Consider the following 16,306-nt stretch of genomic DNA (forward strand, 5'->3'; position numbering starts at 1 on the left):
TTCGGCGCGCAGCCGCCCGTACCCGACCTTACGGCGGCGCCTGCCGCCCGTCCGGCCGCCGACGCAGCAGCTCGGCGGCCGCGATCCCCGCCAAAAGCCAGAAGCCGCCGACGATCAGACCCGCGGCGATGTCGCTCGGGTAGTGCACCGACAGGTAGACGCGACTGAAGGCGATCGCCGCGATCAGCACACCGGTCCAGTAGATGACGTCGTAGCGGCGCCGGTAGACGGGCAGATCACGGGCAATCACATAGGCGACGATGCCGTAGACGGCCATCGCCCCCGTGGCGTGTCCGGAGGGGAAGGACGGTGACCAGGCGGTCACCTCCAGCAGGAACGGCGGCCGCGGCCGGTCGATCAGGAACTTCCCGGTCCATGTCGTCACCTGTGATCCGGCGATGGCGATCCACACAGCCGGGATGCCCCAGGTCGGACCGCGCGCCCACAGGAAGCCGGTCGCCACGATCGCCACGGCGGCAAGCGTCGCCGTGTCGCCCAGTTTCGTCAGCCCGGTGAACAGCTTGACCAGATGTGGATTGCGGAGCGGCGCGACCAACGCGACGACCCAGTCGTCGAACGCGTCGATGCCCTCGGATTCCAGCACCGCCTCGACCAGACCGAAGAACACGACCGCCAGATAAAACCCCGCCACCGCGATCAGCGTGAGCGGAAGCCCGCGGAAATGCCGCGGATCTAAGCGCCCGGCGACCGCCGGATAGAGCCGGGGGAAGCGATCACCGAGCCATTCATGGATCGGGCGCCCGCGCGTCACCACATAGGATTCGCCCAGACGGGGCCGCAGCCGGCGCAGCATCGCCGGCCCCCGGGACAGGAGCCACCAGCCGAGCGCGTAGAGGGCGAGCGCCGCCAGCGCCCCGGAGGCGACGAGGACCAGCGCCCCGGTATTGGACAGGGGTTCCAGCATCATGCGGATTGTTCAGGGATGGAATCGATACGGGTCACGCGCCGATACGACCATCGAATCGCGATCGCGGCAAGGTTTTCCCGTTTGCCGAGCGCACGCGTGACTGGCGACTTGTCAAACAGTGAACCGGCAACTTAAATGGCACTTGGTTGATATCTTAACGATTCGGTCATGCTCGATCCGCAGGAACCGTCACCCTGCCCACACCTGCTAAAGAATACGCGTCCCGGTCATAGGATCGACGCGACGATCGACGTGACCCCAAAGCATCGCCTGACCGATCTCACAGGCGCCAGGATAGCCGATCGGGCCGGCTTGACCGTGGCCACGGTCGAGGCCCTCGAAACCCCGGATCGATGCCAGCGTCACGCGCCTCCGGCTGGCCGGATGTTCCGTTCTCATGGGACGGGAAATGCTGACTGGCGCATTCATGCTGAACACTGTGAAAAGGCCTTGCCAAATCTACCCGGCGAACCATTTTCCAGCGTACGCTGACAGTTTGCCAGATGCCCGATATCGTGTTGGGGGATCGGGTATCAAGGGATCGTGGGTCGGCCAGTATTAGGTCGGCCCACATCCCGACCGGGCGCGGCGAACAGCCCTGCACTTGAATTCGCGCCCGGACCGGCTATCCATCCACCCGCAACGTCCCTCCCTTTCCTGATGGCGCGGCCCGGCGCCCGCCCCGCACACGTCCGACAGCCCATGCCAAAATCGCCCGACCTGTATCTTGAGGATATCCATCCCGGATTGCGCTTCGACACGCGCTCCGAGACGATCACCGAAGCCGATATCATCGATTTCGCCGAACGCTTCGATCCGCAGTACTTCCATGTCGATCCCGAAGCGGCGAAAGGATCCGCGTTCGGCGGCCTGGTCGCCTCCGGCCTGCATACGCTGAGCGTGACGATGCGGCTGTTCTTCGATCTCAAGCTCTGGCCGAACGGGATCATCGGCTCGCCCGGCATGAACGAGGTGCGCTGGACGCGCCCCGTCAAGCCCGGCGACACGCTGACCTCGTCACTGGAAGTCGTCGCGGTTAAGCCATCGCGGTCGAAGCCCGACCGCGGCGTCGTCACCACCAGCCACGAGACGGTGAACCAGAACGGCGAGACGGTATTCACCGCCCTCTGCCTGCACATGGTGCGGCGGCGCTCACCCGCCTGATCGGCCGGTCAAGCGCCGACGAAGCGCCCGGCGCCGGCCGGTTTCGGCAGGAGCTTCTGCGTCGCGGCGATGGCATTGAGCCTATCCAGCACCGCGTCGTCGGCCGGCATCGACCGGCGGGACCCGGTGTCGACATGGATCAGCATCTGCTCGGCGGTCGCCACCGGTGTGCCGTCGTCGCTCTTGTGGAGCGCGTGGAAGACATGCAGCCGCGTCGCATCGACGCCGAGCACCTGCGTCGTCACGTAAAGCGGCTCGCCCAACGAAGCGTCGCCGATGGTCACGATGTGGCTCTCCACCGTACGGTAGCCTTTCCCGGCGTGACGGTAGGCGGTGTCGACACCGACATGGCGCAACAGCCCATCTGACGCGATCCCGAACACCTGGAGACAACGGCCCTCGGACATCTGGCCGTTTTCGTCGATCCAGTCGCTCTCGACCCGGCAGTCGTGCAGATGCAGCGGCTTCGACGGATCGATGCCGCCTTCGCCCGCCGCAGCCTGCGCCCTGTCCCGGAGCAGGTCCCCGTGGCGGTCCACGGTCGCCCCGGCCCCGTAACCCTGCGTCCTGAGCGCCGACAGCACCGACACCAGGCAATCGTCGCGCAGCCGTTCCAGTTCGCGGATCGACATGCTCCCGGCCTGATCGTCGGACTGGGCGGCAATCCGGTCGACGAAGGCGTCGGTCAGGTCCGGCACGTCGGTCAACTTCGTCCACGGCCATTTCAGCGCCGGGCCGAACTGCGCCATGAAGTGGCGCATGCCCGCCTCCCCGCCGGCGATCCGGTAGGTCAGGAAGGTTCCCATGAACGACCAGCGGAGTCCCGGCCCGAAGCGGATCGCCTCGTCGATCTCCTCCGTCGTGGCGATGCCGTCATGGACGAGCCAAAGCGCCTCGCGCCACAGCGCCTCCATCAGCCGGTCGGCGACGAAGCCGTCGATCTCCTGCGTCAGCATCAAGGGATGCATCCCGATCGATCGGTAGAAGGCCGCCGCCTTCCGCTTCGCTTCCGCGGATGTCTTCGCCCCGCCGCAGACCTCGACCAGCGGCATCAGGTAGACCGGATTGAACGGATGGCCGACCACCAGCCGGTCCGGTCGAACCATGTCGTTCTGCATATCGCTCGGCAGGAGACCGGATGTGGAGGAGCCGAAGATGACGTCGCCCCGCGCCGACCGGCTCGCCGCCGCGAGCACCGCCTGCTTGAGGTCCAGGCGCTCCGGCAGGCTCTCCTGCACGAAATCCGCGTCCCCGACCGCGGCCTCGACAGAGGAGACGAGGCGCAGCCTCCCTTCCCCCACGCGCGCGTCGGGGAACAGCCGGCGATAGGCGCGCCGCGCGTTGGCGAGCATCGCGTCCGTCTTGCGGCCGATTTCGGGATCGGGGTCGAAGAGATCGACATCGAGCCCGTTGAGCAGGCAGCGCGCAGCCCAGCCTGCGCCGATCACACCGCCGCCGATGAGGCCGACCCTGCGGATGTCAGTCATTGCATCGGCTCCCTGTCAGCAATTCGTGCTCGCGGATATCGAAGGACAGGTGGTCCCTATCGTCGCCGCCCTTCATCCGGTGGGCCTTGGGCGCGGTCTCGACGTCACCACCGTTTCTTCAGATTGAGCTTGCCGCGCACCTCGTCGGGACCGAGCACACGGGCGTTCATTGCCTCGAGGATCGTCACCGCCCGCTCGACCAGCATGGCATTGGTCGCAAGCCGTCCGCGCGACACATAGAGGTTGTCCTCGAGCCCGACCCGCACGTTGCCGCCGGCAAGCGCGGCCATCGCAACAGTGGGCAGCTGCATGCGACCGATCGAGAAGGCCGAGAACACGGCACCCCTGGGCAGTTGGCGGGTAAGCGCCAGCAACGTATCGGGATCGTCCGGCGCGCCGTAGGGAATGCCCATGCAAAGCTGGATCATCGCCGGATCGTCGATCAGGCCCTCCTCGGTTAGCTCCTTGACCATGACCATGTGGCCGAAGTCGAAGACTTCCAGCTCCGGTTTCACACCGGCCGCCTGGATGCGCTTCGCCATGGCGCGCAGCATGTCCGGCGTGTTGGTCATCACGTAGTCGCCGCCGGCGGCGAAGTTCATCGAGCCGCAATCAAGCGTGCAGATTTCCGGCAGCAGCGCCTCGACATGGACCAGGCGCTCCGCCGCGCCGGCCATGTCGGTGCCACGTTCGTCGACGGGCAGCGGCCTTTCCGTGCCGCCGAGCACCAGATCGCCGCCCATGCCCGCGGTCAGGTTCAGCACGACGTCTACGCCGGACGAGCGCACCCGGTCGACAACTTCCGCATACAGCCTGGGATCGCGCGAGCCCCTGCCGGTCTCCGGATCGCGAACGTGGATATGGGCGATGGCCGCCCCGGCTTTGGCTGCCTCGATCGCCGCATGGGCGATCTGCTCCGGCGTCACCGGAACGTGCTCGCTCCTGCCCGCCGTGTCGCCCGCGCCCGTCACCGCGCAGGTGATGAATACGTCGGTGTTCATGGCTCCTCCCGTCGATCCGCCGGAACGGTCCCGATCCGCATCGGCCTGTCCCAAAGGATACGACGGCAGCGAACCGCGAAACCACACCACTCGACAAGAACGATCTCACCCGCGGGTGAGATACGGCCGCGCCCGTTTCAGCCTTGAAGCCGGGCGCGGCCCGGGAGCCATCAGATTTCCGGCCCGCGCCCGAGATAGCGCGGCAGGTCGTCCTGGATCTTGAGCCAGGTCACTTCGTCCTCGACCCAGACGTGGCTCGCCGGCGGCACCTGATCGGGCTGGTCGAGGAGACCGATATTGACGTCGACGACCTTCGGATCCTTCTGCGCCCGGTACTCGAACTGGGCGCCGCAATTCGAACAGAACCGCCGCTCGCCCCATTCGCTGGACCGATAGACGCTCGGCTCGCCGACCACATACCTGAAGCCGTCGATTGGGACCGTGGCCCAGGCGAGCATCACCGCCCCCGTGGTCAGCCGGCACAGGCCGCAATGGCAATAGCCGGCATCGATCGGCGGCGCCGTGATCTCATAGCGGACACGCCCGCACGCGCATCCGCCCGTCAGCGGCAACTCCGGGTACTTGATCCTGCGTGGCTCACCCATTCCCAACCAATGCCTTCTCGCTTTCGGCAAGCCGCCGCGCCTGCACGCGATTCGTGACAACCGTCCCGACGACACCAGCAGCCATGACGAAGACACTCGTCGACAACGCACTGATGTCCGGGGTGATTCCGAGCCTGGCCTTCGAGAGGATCACCAACGGCAGGGTACTCGCGCCGGGTCCGCTTGTGAAGGTTGCGGTGGCGAGATATTCGCGCATCACGGCAATAAGCCGGCGCCGGTGACACCGAGTTACCGGCTTGCGGCCAGGGCCTGGCGACCGTCGCGGGTTTCTTCGCGGCGCCCCGACAGACCGCGCTTTAGGTAAGGAGAACTGACAGTAATCCCCGCGTTTCCCGAAATCATTGAAACGAAATTCTGCGCGTCGCGTGAACCGATCGAAAAGCTCGAGCGTTAGTCTAGCAGCATCGGAAGAGAAAAAAGCCCCGCGAATGGGGTTACAGGAGAGGACCATGTTGACCACCCGTTCGATGATCTTTCTGTCGGCCGTCGCCGCAACCGGGATCGTCTTCCTGACCCAGCCCTCGCACAGCGAGCAGACGGTCGGCGTGGAACATGTCAAGCTTCAGGACCGCTACCCGTCCTTCAATGTGGGCGATGCCCTGCGCGGCGCGCTCGGCGCCGAGCGCGCCGGCGAGACGGTTCCTGCCCCGGAATCGACCCCGAAGGCGGATCAGCTCAACATCGTTACGAAGAGCTGCGATCGCTACACTTGGCCGAAGATCCCGACCGCCTGCCTGACCGTCGCGAGCAACGAGACGCCGCAGACCGGGCCGCGAGTGGTCACGGTCGAGGACCGGCCGGCCGAACGTGTATCGATCGTTACCCCGGCCGTGACGATTGTCGCCCAGCGCTGAACGCGATCTCAACGCCTGTCGGTTACACAGGAAAAAGAGTTTGAGGGAGGTACCAATGAAACGGATCGCTCTTGCCATTGCGGTCGCCGCAGTCGCGTTCACGGCGAGCACTCCGGCTAATGCCAACGCCAATGTCCAGTTCGACCCGCTGACGATGCGGGTGATGAAGCCGGCCCGCGTCGCCACGACCGCGCCGAAAGTCCAGCGGATCCCCCGCGAGATCGTCGGCTACTCCGGTCCCTACGCCCCCGGCACCATCGTCGTCGATACCAATGAGCGCCGGCTTTATTATGTGATGGGCGGCGGACAGGCCATCCGCTACGGGATCGGCGTCGCCCGTCCGGGCTTCGAATGGTCGGGTGCGCACAAGATCTCGATGAAGCGCGAATGGCCGAGCTGGACTCCGCCGGAAGAAATGAAGAAGCGGCAGCCCGGTCTGCCCGACTACATGCCCGGCGGCATCGACAATCCGCTCGGTGCGCGGGCGCTGTATATCGGCTCGACCATCTACCGAATTCACGGCTCGAACCAGCCGGCCTCCATCGGCCAGGCCATGTCGTCGGGCTGCATCCGTATGCTCAACGAGGACGTTGTCGACCTCTACGAACGCGTCAGGATCGGCGCCCAGGTCGTCGTCCTCTGAAACAAACGATCCACCTGAAACAAGCTGTCCCCGCGGCTTGTTGATCGATCACCGGCGGCCGGTCCTGACCTCCCGGCCGCCGGTGGCGTTTTTGCAGGGCTTTTATTCGAGCGCGCTTCTCGCTCGTTTTCCCGCCGGCACGAACATGTAGCCGAGACCGCGCACGGTCTTGAGCACTTCCGGCTTGCTCGGGTCGGTTTCGATCTTTCGCCGAAGCCGCATGATGCGGATATCGATCGATCGGTCGAAAGCCTCCATGTCCCGATTGTGCGCCATGTCGAGCAGCTGATCGCGCGACAGCACCCTGTTCGGACACTCGGCGAAAGACTTCAGCAGATCGAACTCCATCGACGTCATCGGCACGTCTTCGCCCTCGCGGGTATACAGCCGCTTGGAATCGAGATTGAGGATACAGCGGCCCATCACGACCTCGTGCCCCATCGTGGCCGGCGGCTCGTCTTCTCTCGCCTCGCCGCTTGCCAGCCGCCTGAGCAGGCTGCGAATGCGGGCAAGCAGCTCGCGCGGGTCGAAGGGCTTGGTCAGATAATCGTCGGCGCCGAGTTCGAGGCCGACCACCCGGTCGACCATCTCGCCGCTGCCGGTCAGCATGATGATACCCACCGGGCCACGATCGCGCAGATAACGGGTGAGGGTAAATCCGTCCTCACCGGGCATCTTCAGATCGAGCACGACGACATGAACGGGTCTTTCGGCCAGGACCGCTTTCATCGCCGCGCCGTTCTCGGCCGTGGACACGAGGAATTCGTTGGTCACGAGGTAGTCTCGCACCATCTCCCGCACGTCCGGATCGTCGTCGACGACCAATATATGTGGATTTTCACTCACGAAATCACGCAGACGCCATTCGGTTCCAGCACACCGATACTAGCGGACGGTGCGCGGAGGCGCATCAGCTTTCGTTCCGGAAAGTCGGCACAGTAGGACGGCCCGGGAACGGGCCGATACCGGCTATTTTCCGGTCAGCCCGTCGAGCGCCTCCAGCGCCAGCATGTATCCGGCGGCACCCAGGCCGCAGATCACGCCCTTCGCGGCGGTCGAAATCAGCGATTTCTGCCGGAACGCCTCGCGCTGATGGATATTGCTGAGGTGAACCTCGAGCACCGGATAGCCGCACGCCAGGATCGCATCGACCAACGCGACCGAGGTGGTGGTGTAGCCCGCCGGATTGATCATCCCGCCGACGACCGTCCCGCGGCCCTCCTGTATCCAGGTCACCAGTTCGCCCTCGTGGTTCGACTGGCGGAAATCGATCTCGAGGCCAAGGGCGGCGCCGCGCTCGCGCAGCCGCGCCTCGATATCGCCGAGCGTGTCGTATCCGTAGATGTCCGGCTCCCGGGTTCCCAGGAGATTGAGGTTCGGCCCGTTGAGGACGAGGATCTTGCGGGTCATGAGGCGCTTGCGGTCCCTGAACACGATGGTTTCGAATCTGCCGGCGCAGCATGCCATCCCGCGCGGTTCGTCGCCAGTTCGGCGTCATCCGCATCGCCCCGCCCGCCGGCAACCGCCAAAATGCTGGGATTGACCCGAACATCGTCTATAATCGTGCCAACCAGCAATTTTGGGGACCTGATCTGGCATCGTTTCGACGCCGAGAGCTGGGACAAGTTTCCGGATGACAAATGGCGTTTGCCGGTCAGCGCGGCAAGGCGGCGGCATCATCGTGACGGCATGAGCCACGGTATCCTGTGATGAACGACGACGATCTTGTTATTGTCCTCGACGACGCAGCCGAGCCGAGCGCACCGGATCCGGGAGAGCGCTGGAAGATCGTCGTCGTCGACGACGATCCCGCCGTTCATGATGGCACACGCTTCGCCCTGCACGGCTATCGCCTGCAGGATCGGGGCCTGGAGATCCTGTCTGCCTATTCCGCCGAAGAGGGCCGGCGACTGCTCGCCGAACACCCGGACACGGCCGTGGTGCTGCTCGATGTCGTTATGGAGACGGACACGGCCGGACTGGAGCTGGTCGGTCAGATCCGCGAAGAGCTGAACAACGAGACCGTCCGCATCATACTGCGCACCGGCCAGCCGGGGCAGGCGCCCGAACGGCGCGTCATCGTCGACTTCGACATCAACGACTATAAGGCGAAGACCGAGCTTACCGCCGACAAGCTCTTCACCACCCTGACCGCGGCGCTGCGTGCCTACGAACAGCTTCGGCGCATGGACGAGACCCTGCGCGGCCTCGAGGTCATCATCGACGCCGCCTCCACCCTGTTCGACGCCCATTCCGTCGAGCGACTGACGGAAGCGGTGCTCGGCAAGCTCGCCCTACTGGTCGCAGGCGCGTGCAGCGGTGTCGCCGTTCTCGGCAGCGGCAGGGCCGGCTGGGAGGACATGGCGGTGATCGCCGCGTGCGGGTCCTATGAGTCTGCCGACCGGCCAGCATCCGCAGCCGACCTGAGCGACGACGCGCGCGCCCTCATCGATGCCGCGGTCGACGCAGGCAGCATCGTGTTCGGCGAGTCGGATTTTGCGGCGTGCTTTCGTTTCCGGACGAACCGCGAGGTCGCGTTCCTGCTCGAGACCGGCGGACGTCTGTCGGAGACCGATCGGGCGCTGATCGAGGTCTTTTGCAGCCGGCTGGCGGTCGCGTTCGACAACGTCGTTCTCTACGAGGAACTGCAGGAAGCGAACACCCGACTGGAGGAACGCGTCGCCCAGCGCACCGAGGAACTCAACCGCGCCAACGCCTTCAAGAAGGAGGTCCTCGGGATCGTGGCGCACGACCTGAAGAATCCCCTGAGTGTCATTCTCGGTCGTGCCGACATGCTGCGCCAGCAGGTGACGCGCGATCCCCTGCCCGTCGACAGCATCCGCAAGCAGGTCGACCAGATTACCCTGTCCGCGCAGCGCATGACGTCGATGATCGAGGGGCTGATCAGGGAGGCGATGGACGACGCGCTCGACATCACGATCCGCCGCCATCCGCTCGATCTCACCCGCCTCGTCAACGCGGTCGCCGAGAACAACCGGCCGCTGGCCGAGCGCAAATCGCAGGACGTTGCGGTAATGGCGCCGATATCGCTGCCGATCCGCGCCGATTACGACCGGTTGCGCGAGGCAATCGACAATCTGGTGTCGAACGCCATCAAGTACACGCCCAATGGCGGCCGGATCCGGATTTCCGCCGACCAGAACGGCAGCCTCGCGACGATCTGCGTCTCCGATACCGGCCCCGGCCTGTCGGAAGAAGACAGGACGCGCCTGTTCGGCCGCTTCCAGCGCCTGTCGGCGCAGCCCACCGGCGGCGAAAGCTCGACCGGCCTGGGCCTGTCGATCGTCAAGCGGATCGTGGAGCTGCACGGCGGCGCCATCTCCGCAGAGCCGACGCTGGCCGACAGCGGCACCACCTTCCGGATCGAGCTGCCGCTCTCGCAATGAACCGGTCTGACGGCCGCTCAACTCAGAACGGCAGCCCGACGTAATTTTCCGCCAGCGACCGCATCGCCGCCTTCGACGAGAACAGATAGTCGAGCTCGGTCTTCTGCAGGCGTCGGTCGAAGTCGTTGGCGTCGGGGAAGCGGTGCAGGAGCCGCGTCATCCACCAGGAGAACCGCTGGCCCTTCCAGACCCGCGCCAGCGCGCGCTCGGAGTAGCGGTCGAGGCCGGTCGCATCGCCCTTCCTGTAGTGATCGACCATCGCGTGATAGAGATAGTAGATGTCCGACGCCGCGCTGTTGAGGCCGCGCGCGCCGGTCGGCGGCACGATGTGGGCGGCATCGCCCGCCAGGAAGAGGTTGCGATAGCGCATCGGCTCGGCCACATAGCTGCGCAGCGGCGCGATCGACTTTTCGATCGACGGTCCGGTGACGATCGTCGCGGCGGCGTCCGCCGGCAACCTGGCGATCAGCTCGGCCCAGAACCGGTCGTCCGACCAGTCCTCGACATTGTCGTCGAGCGTGCACTGGACGTAGTAGCGGCTGAGCACCTGTGACCGGAGCGAACACAGCGCGAAGCCGCGCTCGTGGTTGACGTAGATCAGTTCCTTGGAGACCGGCGGCGTGCGCGACAGGACGCCCAGCCAGCCGATCGGATAGACGGTCTCGAACTCCTTCAGGACATCCTTCGGGATCGACGTGCGGCTGACGCCGTGGAAGCCGTCGCAACCGACGATGAAGTCGCAGTCGACGCGATGCACCGCTTCGCCGAGCCGGTAGGTGAGATAGGGCGACCCGTTGCCGTCGAAGGCATGCGGGGTAACGTCTTCGGCATTGTGGACGACGACGCCGCCCATCCGGTCGCGGCCCTCGTAGAGATCCCTGGTCAGCTCCGTCTGCCCGTAGACGATGACGGTGTTGCCGCCGGTCAGGCCCTTCAGGTCGACCCGGTGCCGCTTGCCATCATAGGCGATGTCGAACCCGTCGTGGATCTCGCCTTCGGCGTCCATGCGATCGGAGACCTGCGCCTCGCGCATCAGGTCGGCGAAGCCGTGCTCGAGCACCCCCGCGCGAATGCGGCCCAGCACGTAGTCCCGGCTGTGACGCTCCAGTACGACGGTGTCGATACCCTGGAGGTGCAGCAACTGCGACAGCAGCAGTCCTGACGGACCGGCGCCGATGATCCCCACCTGCGTGCGCATGTTTCCTACCTGTATGCAGACTTTTTTCTGTACTTTATCGACAGGACAGGCGCGGTTTAATGGACAGACAGGCGGATCACTTTGTACTTTTCGGTCACGTCATGCCCTTGAGGGGACAGCGCCATGCCCATCGATCCGGCGAGCGGACCGGTTTCCCACTTCGCGCTCTACGGCGAGACGCCGGGCGCCGACGACCCCGAGTTCATCCATATCGAGGATATCCAGGTCCGCTCGAGCCTGTACGACTGGCGGATCGCGCCGCACCTGCATCGGCGCATGTTCCAGATCGTTCACGTGATCGACGGCCCGGCCAGCGTGCAGATCGAGGACCGGCAGGAGGAGGCAGAGGGCCCGTGCGCGATCTGCATTCCCGGCAACGTGGTGCACGGCTTCGGCTTCTCAGCCCGCACCCTCGGGTTCGTCGTCACCGTCTCGGAAACCCTGTTGCTCGATACCGGCCACCGCGACGCCCACGACCTGTTCGATCCGCTGCTCGCCGAGGCGCGGTTGATTTCCTTTCGCCAGGATGCCGCGCGTGCCAGGCTGGTCAGGACGCTGCTCGAACAGATGGCGCATGAGTTCCAGGCCCGGGAACTCGGCCGCAACGCCATGTTCGAATGGCTGTTCCATGCCCTTCTGATGGCGATCCGCCGGCAGATCGCGACCGAACGCGAGAGCGCCGAGACGAAGGGGGAGGACCGCGAGACCTTCTCCGAGGCCTGCCGGTTGATCGAGGATCATTACCGCGAGCACATGACGGTTTCCGCCTATGCCACGCGCCTCGGCATGAGCCAGCCGCGCCTCAACCGGCTATGCCACCGGTTCGCCGGCAAGACCTTCTTGGATCTCCTGCACGACCGTCTGGCGCTCGAGGCCCAGCGGCATCTGATCTACACGTCCGCGACCATCGAAATGGTCGCCTACGAACTTGGCTTCGCCGATCCGGCCTATTTCTGCCGGTTCTTCAAGCGGCGCACCGGACGGACGCCGAGCGAGTTCCGGCGCGAGCGGAACGGCGGCCGATAGGCCCGCGCATGCGACAGCCGCTTGACCTCGCACCCCGCCCGCGGAGATAAGCGAAGCGGTATCCTTCAAGGTCATCGTCCGCCGGCTCCAAGTGCGGACGGTCCCACCAACGAGAACGGGAATTGAGACATGACGGTGCGCACCGGCCGCGACGTACTGGGAATTCCGGGCCCGACGACGATACCCGACGAGGTGCTGAGCGCCATGCATCGTCCGGCGATCCAGATCTACACGGGAGAGCTCGTCGAATACACCGACAGCATTCTCCGCGACCTGAAGGGCATCTTCCGCACCGAAGGCCGCGCCTACATCTACGCCTCCAACGGCCACGGCGCCTGGGAAGCCGCGCTGACCAACATCCTGTCGCGCGGAGACCGCGTCCTGGTGCTCGAAAGCGGCCGCTTCGCCCATAACTGGGGCGAGATGGCCCGAATGCTGGGCGTCGAGATTGAGACGCTGGAGGGCACCTGGCGCCATGCCGTCGACCCCGCCGCCGTGGAAGAGCGGCTGAAGGCCGACACCGAGGGCCGCATCAAGGCGGTCCTCGTCGTCCAGATCGACACCGCCTCGGGCGTCGTCAACGACATCCCGGCGATCCGGGCCGCGATCGACGCGGCCGGCCATGACGCGCTGTTCCTGGTCGACACCATCGCCTCGCTCGCCTGCATGCCCTACGAGATGGACGCCTGGAAGATCGACGTCACCGTCTCCGCCGCCCAGAAGGGCCTGATGACGCCGCCCGGCCTCGGCTTCGTCGCCGCCAACGACAAGGCGCTCGCCGCCCACAAGACGGCCGACCTGCGCACGCTCTACTGGGACTGGACGGCGCGCGAGGGCGAGCTGCACTACCAGAAATACTGCGGCACGCCGCCCGAGCACCTGCTGTTCGGCCAGCGCGCGGCGCTCGACATCCTCCTTGGGGAAGGGCTGGAAAACGCCTGGAACCGCCATCGTCTGCTGGCGGGCGCCACCCACCGCGCCGTCGAGACATGGGCGGAAGGCGGCGCGCTCGAGTTCAACATCCTCGATCCGCAGTCGCGATCGGCATCGATCACCGCGGTTCTGGTCGGCGGCGGCTTCGACGTTGCAGCGATCCAGGCCTACTGCCTGGACAAGTGCAACGTCACTGTCGGCGGCGGCATCGGCGATTTGAAGGGCAAGGCGCTACGCATCGCCCATATGGGATATGCCAACGCGCCGATGGTGCTCGGCATGCTCGCCTCGATCGACATGGCGCTGAAAGCCCTGAAGATCCCGCATGGCCCCGGCGCGATCCAGGCCGCCGTTGACTATCTGGGCGACAACGTCCCGGCTTGATGTGGCCAGCTTGATGTAGCCGGCATCACGGCGACTTGAAAGAGTGCCGCCGGGCAAGTGTCGGAGGAGGCGAAGGACGTCCGACGCGCGACCCGGCGGCTGGCTACGGTTCCCTTTCACCCGGACATCCGGCCCGCCAGACCCAGATCCCCCGACCACGGGCCCGGTCGGCCTGCAAATGGCTGTCCGTGCGACAAGAGCGCCGTATCCCTGGCTCTCCGCTGAAGTCGCCCGCCGAGGCGCGCGGCATTCCACGCTTTGAGAACTGATGAATTTTGCTGGCTGTCCGGCCGGCTGGCCGGTTGCTTGCTTGAAGCGTGCCTCGGGCGGTCGCTCGCGGTGGCGACGCAATCGGCAGTTGTTTTCTACGATAATATGAATATAAAAGTCAAGTTTATAAACGGGCGCATCGAGGCGACCGGAACACCAATCGTAGCAAGGGATCGAATTGGCAGATGCAGACCGGCAGGCGTTCGCCGTCCCCCTCCGCAGCCCCGGCGGACACCGCGTCCCAGCCCGAGGACTCCGTCGAGTCCAGCGACCTGTTCAAAGGGAGGCGTGAACTGGTTATCCGCCACAATCAGGAGCGCTACGTGCTGCGCATAACCCGCCAGGGCAAGCTGATCCTGAACAAGTAACCCCGGATACGCCTGCGCGCTCTTGCGGCGCGCGCCGGGAGCGGCTACGTCCGCGGGACAATGGCGACCCCGATCCTTCTCCTCCAGGACATCCATCTGACCTTCGGCGGCACACCGCTGCTCGAGGGCGCCGACCTTTCGGTCGAGCCTGGCGCCCGCATCTGCCTCGTCGGCCGCAACGGCTGCGGCAAGTCGACCCTTCTGAAGATCGCCGCCGGCCGGATCGAACCCGATTCCGGTCGTTATTTCCTTCAGCCCGGCACGACGGTTCAATACCTCGAGCAGGAGCCGGATTTCGCCGGTTTCAAGTCGACGCTCGCCTATGTCGAGGCAGGCCTCGGGCCGACGGACGATCCGTATACGGCCCTGCGCGTCCTCGAGAAGCTCGGCCTCACCGGCGAGGAGAGCCCGGCGAACCTGTCCGGCGGCGAAGCCCGCCGCGCCGCCCTCGCCCGTGCGCTCGCTCCGCGCCCGGACATCCTGCTCCTCGACGAGCCGACCAACCATCTCGACCTTCCCGCGATCGAGTGGCTCGAACGCGAGTTGCGGACGTCCAACTCGGCGATGGTGATCATCAGCCACGACCGGCGGTTCCTGGAAACCCTGTCGCGCGCGACCGTCTGGCTCGATCGCGGCACGACCCGGTCGGTCGACCGCGGCTTCGGCGGTTTCGAGGAATGGCGCGACAAGGTGCTCGAGGAGGAGGAGCGCGACCTCCACAAGCTCGACCGCAAGATCGCCATGGAGGAGGACTGGGTGCGCTACGGCGTCACCGCGCGGCGTAAACGCAACCAGCGCCGGCTCGGGAACCTGCACGATCTGCGCAAGGCCCGCCGCGAGCACCGCCACGCTCCCGATACCGCGCGCATGGCAGTCGCCGAGAGCGAGATTTCCGGCAAGCTGGTCATCGAGGCCAAGACCATCTCCAAGGCCTTCGGCGACCGCACCGTCGTCGAACCGTTTTCGGTCCGTATCCAGCGCGGCGACCGGATCGGCATCATCGGCCCGAACGGCGCCGGCAAGACCACGCTGCTCAAGATGCTGATCGGCGAGCTCGCGCCGGACAGCGGCTGGGTGAAACTCGGCATGAACCTGGACGTCGCCAGCCTGGACCAGCGCCGCGCCCGGCTCGATCCCGAGACCAGCCTGCGCGCCACGCTGACCGGCGGGGGCAGCGACACGGTCATGGTCGACGGCAAGCCGCGCCACGTCATGAGCTACATGAAGGACTTCCTGTTCACGCCGGAGCAGGCCGGATCCCCGGTTTCGGCACTGTCGGGCGGCGAACGCGGCCGCTTGATGCTGGCGCTCGCCTTCGCGCGGCCCTCCAACCTTCTCGTCCTGGACGAGCCCACCAACGATCTCGATCTGGAGACGCTGGACCTGCTGCAGGAACTGATCGCCGACTACTCGGGCACCGTGCTGCTGGTCAGCCACGACCGCGACTTCCTCGACCGCACGGTCACCTCCGTCATCGCGTCGGAGGGCGACGGCCATTGGCTTTCATACGCCGGCGGCTACTCCGACATGATCGTCCAGCGCGGCAAGGCGGGGGATACGACCGGCGAGAAGGCGCCCGCGACGAAGTCCGCCAAACCTCGCGAACCGGCTGACAAGCACGCCGCACCCGATCGCGCGCAGTCCAAACGGCGCCTGTCCTTCAAGGACAAGCACGCGCTCGAGACCCTGCCGGCGCGGATGGAGGCGCTGCAGGCAGAGATCGCCGCGGCCCGCGAGGCGCTGGCCGATCCGGACCTCTACGCGCGCGATCCGGATACCTTCGCCGACAGGAGCGACAAGCTGTCCCGCGCCGAAGCGGATCTGGCCGCGGCCGAGGAGCAATGGCTCGAACTCGAGATCCTGCGCGAGGAGATCGAGAGCGCCTGACCATTTGCTTCGCGCCGGCCGCCCCGGCACGAGAGACAGGCGTGACGGAGCCCCGGACTTTCTGTAAGGAATTACGTGCCCGGCCCTTGAAGACCGCTTGAGCCGGCCCCACCGGAACCGTCCCGATCAG

Annotated in this window: 16 protein-coding genes; 8 read left to right on the plus strand and 8 right to left on the minus strand. The window is 65.8% G+C overall.

Features of this window, described 5'->3' with window-relative positions; genetic code table 11:
- Positions 1-28: 28 nt before the first annotated feature.
- On the minus strand, positions 29-928 hold the full coding sequence (locus ACSF9G_RS21185) for a phosphatase PAP2 family protein (RefSeq protein ID WP_436644139.1): 900 nt from the start codon (positions 926-928) through the stop codon (positions 29-31).
- Positions 929-1,630: 702 nt separating this feature from the next.
- On the opposite strand from ACSF9G_RS21185, the gene ACSF9G_RS21190 reads away from it, so the two are divergent.
- Positions 1,631-2,092, plus strand: coding sequence for a MaoC family dehydratase (locus ACSF9G_RS21190; RefSeq protein WP_436644140.1), 462 nt, complete (start codon positions 1,631-1,633; stop codon positions 2,090-2,092).
- An 8-nt stretch (positions 2,093-2,100) separates the two neighbouring features.
- Here ACSF9G_RS21190 and ACSF9G_RS21195 read toward each other — a convergent pair whose 3' ends face one another.
- From ACSF9G_RS21195 to ACSF9G_RS21210, 4 genes are all read right to left on the minus strand, one after another.
- Positions 2,101-3,579: a carnitine 3-dehydrogenase gene (locus ACSF9G_RS21195; RefSeq protein ID WP_436644141.1), complete on the minus strand. Its 1,479-nt coding sequence runs from the start codon at positions 3,577-3,579 to the stop codon at positions 2,101-2,103.
- Positions 3,580-3,683: 104 nt separating this feature from the next.
- The gene (locus ACSF9G_RS21200; RefSeq protein WP_436644142.1) at positions 3,684-4,580 is read right to left on the minus strand and encodes a beta-keto acid cleavage family enzyme; all 897 of its coding nucleotides are present in this window, start codon (positions 4,578-4,580) and stop codon (positions 3,684-3,686) included.
- A 170-nt stretch (positions 4,581-4,750) separates the two neighbouring features.
- Positions 4,751-5,185, minus strand: a complete 435-nt coding sequence (locus ACSF9G_RS21205; RefSeq protein WP_436644143.1) for a GFA family protein — start codon at positions 5,183-5,185, stop codon at positions 4,751-4,753.
- Positions 5,178-5,402 carry an ABC transporter permease subunit gene (locus ACSF9G_RS21210; RefSeq protein WP_436644144.1) on the minus strand — a complete coding sequence of 75 codons (225 nt, stop codon included), beginning with the start codon at positions 5,400-5,402 and terminating at the stop codon, positions 5,178-5,180. The genes ACSF9G_RS21205 and ACSF9G_RS21210 overlap by 8 nt, the downstream gene beginning before the upstream one ends.
- 253 nt (positions 5,403-5,655) lie before the next feature.
- Here ACSF9G_RS21210 and ACSF9G_RS21215 point away from each other — a divergent pair, with 253 nt between their 5' ends.
- On the plus strand, positions 5,656-6,060 hold the full coding sequence (locus ACSF9G_RS21215) for a hypothetical protein (RefSeq protein ID WP_436644145.1): 405 nt from the start codon (positions 5,656-5,658) through the stop codon (positions 6,058-6,060).
- Positions 6,061-6,115: 55 nt separating this feature from the next.
- Complete coding sequence (locus ACSF9G_RS21220) at positions 6,116-6,703, plus strand: L,D-transpeptidase (protein ID WP_436644146.1); 588 nt, start codon at positions 6,116-6,118, stop codon at positions 6,701-6,703.
- Positions 6,704-6,805: 102 nt separating this feature from the next.
- On the opposite strand, the gene ACSF9G_RS21225 is transcribed toward ACSF9G_RS21220, so the two are convergent.
- Both ACSF9G_RS21225 and aroQ read right to left on the minus strand, forming a co-directional pair.
- Positions 6,806-7,549 carry a response regulator gene (locus ACSF9G_RS21225; protein WP_436644147.1) on the minus strand — a complete coding sequence of 248 codons (744 nt, stop codon included), beginning with the start codon at positions 7,547-7,549 and terminating at the stop codon, positions 6,806-6,808.
- Between the two features lie 123 nt (positions 7,550-7,672).
- On the minus strand, positions 7,673-8,113 hold the full coding sequence (gene aroQ / locus ACSF9G_RS21230; protein ID WP_436644148.1) for a type II 3-dehydroquinate dehydratase: 441 nt from the start codon (positions 8,111-8,113) through the stop codon (positions 7,673-7,675).
- Between the two features lie 296 nt (positions 8,114-8,409).
- Here aroQ and ACSF9G_RS21235 point away from each other — a divergent pair, with 296 nt between their 5' ends.
- On the plus strand, positions 8,410-10,110 hold the full coding sequence (locus ACSF9G_RS21235) for a sensor histidine kinase (protein WP_436644149.1): 1,701 nt from the start codon (positions 8,410-8,412) through the stop codon (positions 10,108-10,110).
- A 22-nt stretch (positions 10,111-10,132) separates the two neighbouring features.
- On the opposite strand, the gene pobA is transcribed toward ACSF9G_RS21235, so the two are convergent.
- Positions 10,133-11,308 (minus strand): 4-hydroxybenzoate 3-monooxygenase, encoded by a 1,176-nt coding sequence (gene pobA, locus ACSF9G_RS21240; protein ID WP_436644150.1) that lies wholly within the window; start codon positions 11,306-11,308, stop codon positions 10,133-10,135.
- A 123-nt stretch (positions 11,309-11,431) separates the two neighbouring features.
- Between pobA and ACSF9G_RS21245 the strand changes: the two genes are divergently transcribed.
- The 4 genes from ACSF9G_RS21245 to ACSF9G_RS21260 all read left to right on the plus strand — a co-directional run bounded on the left by ACSF9G_RS21245 (position 11,432) and on the right by ACSF9G_RS21260 (position 16,176).
- Positions 11,432-12,334 carry a helix-turn-helix domain-containing protein gene (locus ACSF9G_RS21245; RefSeq protein WP_436644151.1) on the plus strand — a complete coding sequence of 301 codons (903 nt, stop codon included), beginning with the start codon at positions 11,432-11,434 and terminating at the stop codon, positions 12,332-12,334.
- A 129-nt stretch (positions 12,335-12,463) separates the two neighbouring features.
- The gene (locus ACSF9G_RS21250; RefSeq protein WP_436644152.1) at positions 12,464-13,651 is read left to right on the plus strand and encodes a pyridoxal-phosphate-dependent aminotransferase family protein; all 1,188 of its coding nucleotides are present in this window, start codon (positions 12,464-12,466) and stop codon (positions 13,649-13,651) included.
- A gap of 455 nt (positions 13,652-14,106) precedes the next feature.
- Positions 14,107-14,289 carry a hemin uptake protein HemP gene (gene hemP / locus ACSF9G_RS21255; protein ID WP_436644153.1) on the plus strand — a complete coding sequence of 61 codons (183 nt, stop codon included), beginning with the start codon at positions 14,107-14,109 and terminating at the stop codon, positions 14,287-14,289.
- A 60-nt stretch (positions 14,290-14,349) separates the two neighbouring features.
- Positions 14,350-16,176, plus strand: a complete 1,827-nt coding sequence (locus tag ACSF9G_RS21260) for an ATP-binding cassette domain-containing protein (protein ID WP_436644154.1) — start codon at positions 14,350-14,352, stop codon at positions 16,174-16,176.
- Positions 16,177-16,306 lie beyond the last annotated feature (130 nt).

The sequence above is a fragment of the Microbaculum mangrovi genome, from assembly GCF_051390635.1.
In the GTDB taxonomy this organism is placed as follows: domain Bacteria; phylum Pseudomonadota; class Alphaproteobacteria; order Rhizobiales; family Tepidamorphaceae; genus Microbaculum.

Excerpts from the sequence above, each read along its gene's own strand:
- ACSF9G_RS21215 (WP_436644145.1), top strand. The coding sequence starts at position 5,656 with ATGTTGACCACCCGTTCGATGATCTTTCTGTCGGCCGTCGCCGCAACC.
- aroQ (WP_436644148.1), bottom strand. The coding sequence starts at position 8,113 with ATGACCCGCAAGATCCTCGTCCTCAACGGGCCGAACCTCAATCTCCTG.
- ACSF9G_RS21205 (WP_436644143.1), bottom strand. The coding sequence starts at position 5,185 with ATGGGTGAGCCACGCAGGATCAAGTACCCGGAGTTGCCGCTGACGGGC.
- ACSF9G_RS21190 (WP_436644140.1), top strand. The coding sequence starts at position 1,631 with ATGCCAAAATCGCCCGACCTGTATCTTGAGGATATCCATCCCGGATTG.
- ACSF9G_RS21260 (WP_436644154.1), top strand. The coding sequence starts at position 14,350 with ATGGCGACCCCGATCCTTCTCCTCCAGGACATCCATCTGACCTTCGGC.
- hemP (WP_436644153.1), top strand. The coding sequence starts at position 14,107 with ATGCAGACCGGCAGGCGTTCGCCGTCCCCCTCCGCAGCCCCGGCGGAC.
- ACSF9G_RS21200 (WP_436644142.1), bottom strand. The coding sequence starts at position 4,580 with ATGAACACCGACGTATTCATCACCTGCGCGGTGACGGGCGCGGGCGAC.
- ACSF9G_RS21245 (WP_436644151.1), top strand. The coding sequence starts at position 11,432 with ATGCCCATCGATCCGGCGAGCGGACCGGTTTCCCACTTCGCGCTCTAC.
- ACSF9G_RS21185 (WP_436644139.1), bottom strand. The coding sequence starts at position 928 with ATGATGCTGGAACCCCTGTCCAATACCGGGGCGCTGGTCCTCGTCGCC.
- ACSF9G_RS21250 (WP_436644152.1), top strand. The coding sequence starts at position 12,464 with ATGACGGTGCGCACCGGCCGCGACGTACTGGGAATTCCGGGCCCGACG.
- ACSF9G_RS21210 (WP_436644144.1), bottom strand. The coding sequence starts at position 5,402 with ATGCGCGAATATCTCGCCACCGCAACCTTCACAAGCGGACCCGGCGCG.
- pobA (WP_436644150.1), bottom strand. The coding sequence starts at position 11,308 with ATGCGCACGCAGGTGGGGATCATCGGCGCCGGTCCGTCAGGACTGCTG.
- ACSF9G_RS21220 (WP_436644146.1), top strand. The coding sequence starts at position 6,116 with ATGAAACGGATCGCTCTTGCCATTGCGGTCGCCGCAGTCGCGTTCACG.
- ACSF9G_RS21195 (WP_436644141.1), bottom strand. The coding sequence starts at position 3,579 with ATGACTGACATCCGCAGGGTCGGCCTCATCGGCGGCGGTGTGATCGGC.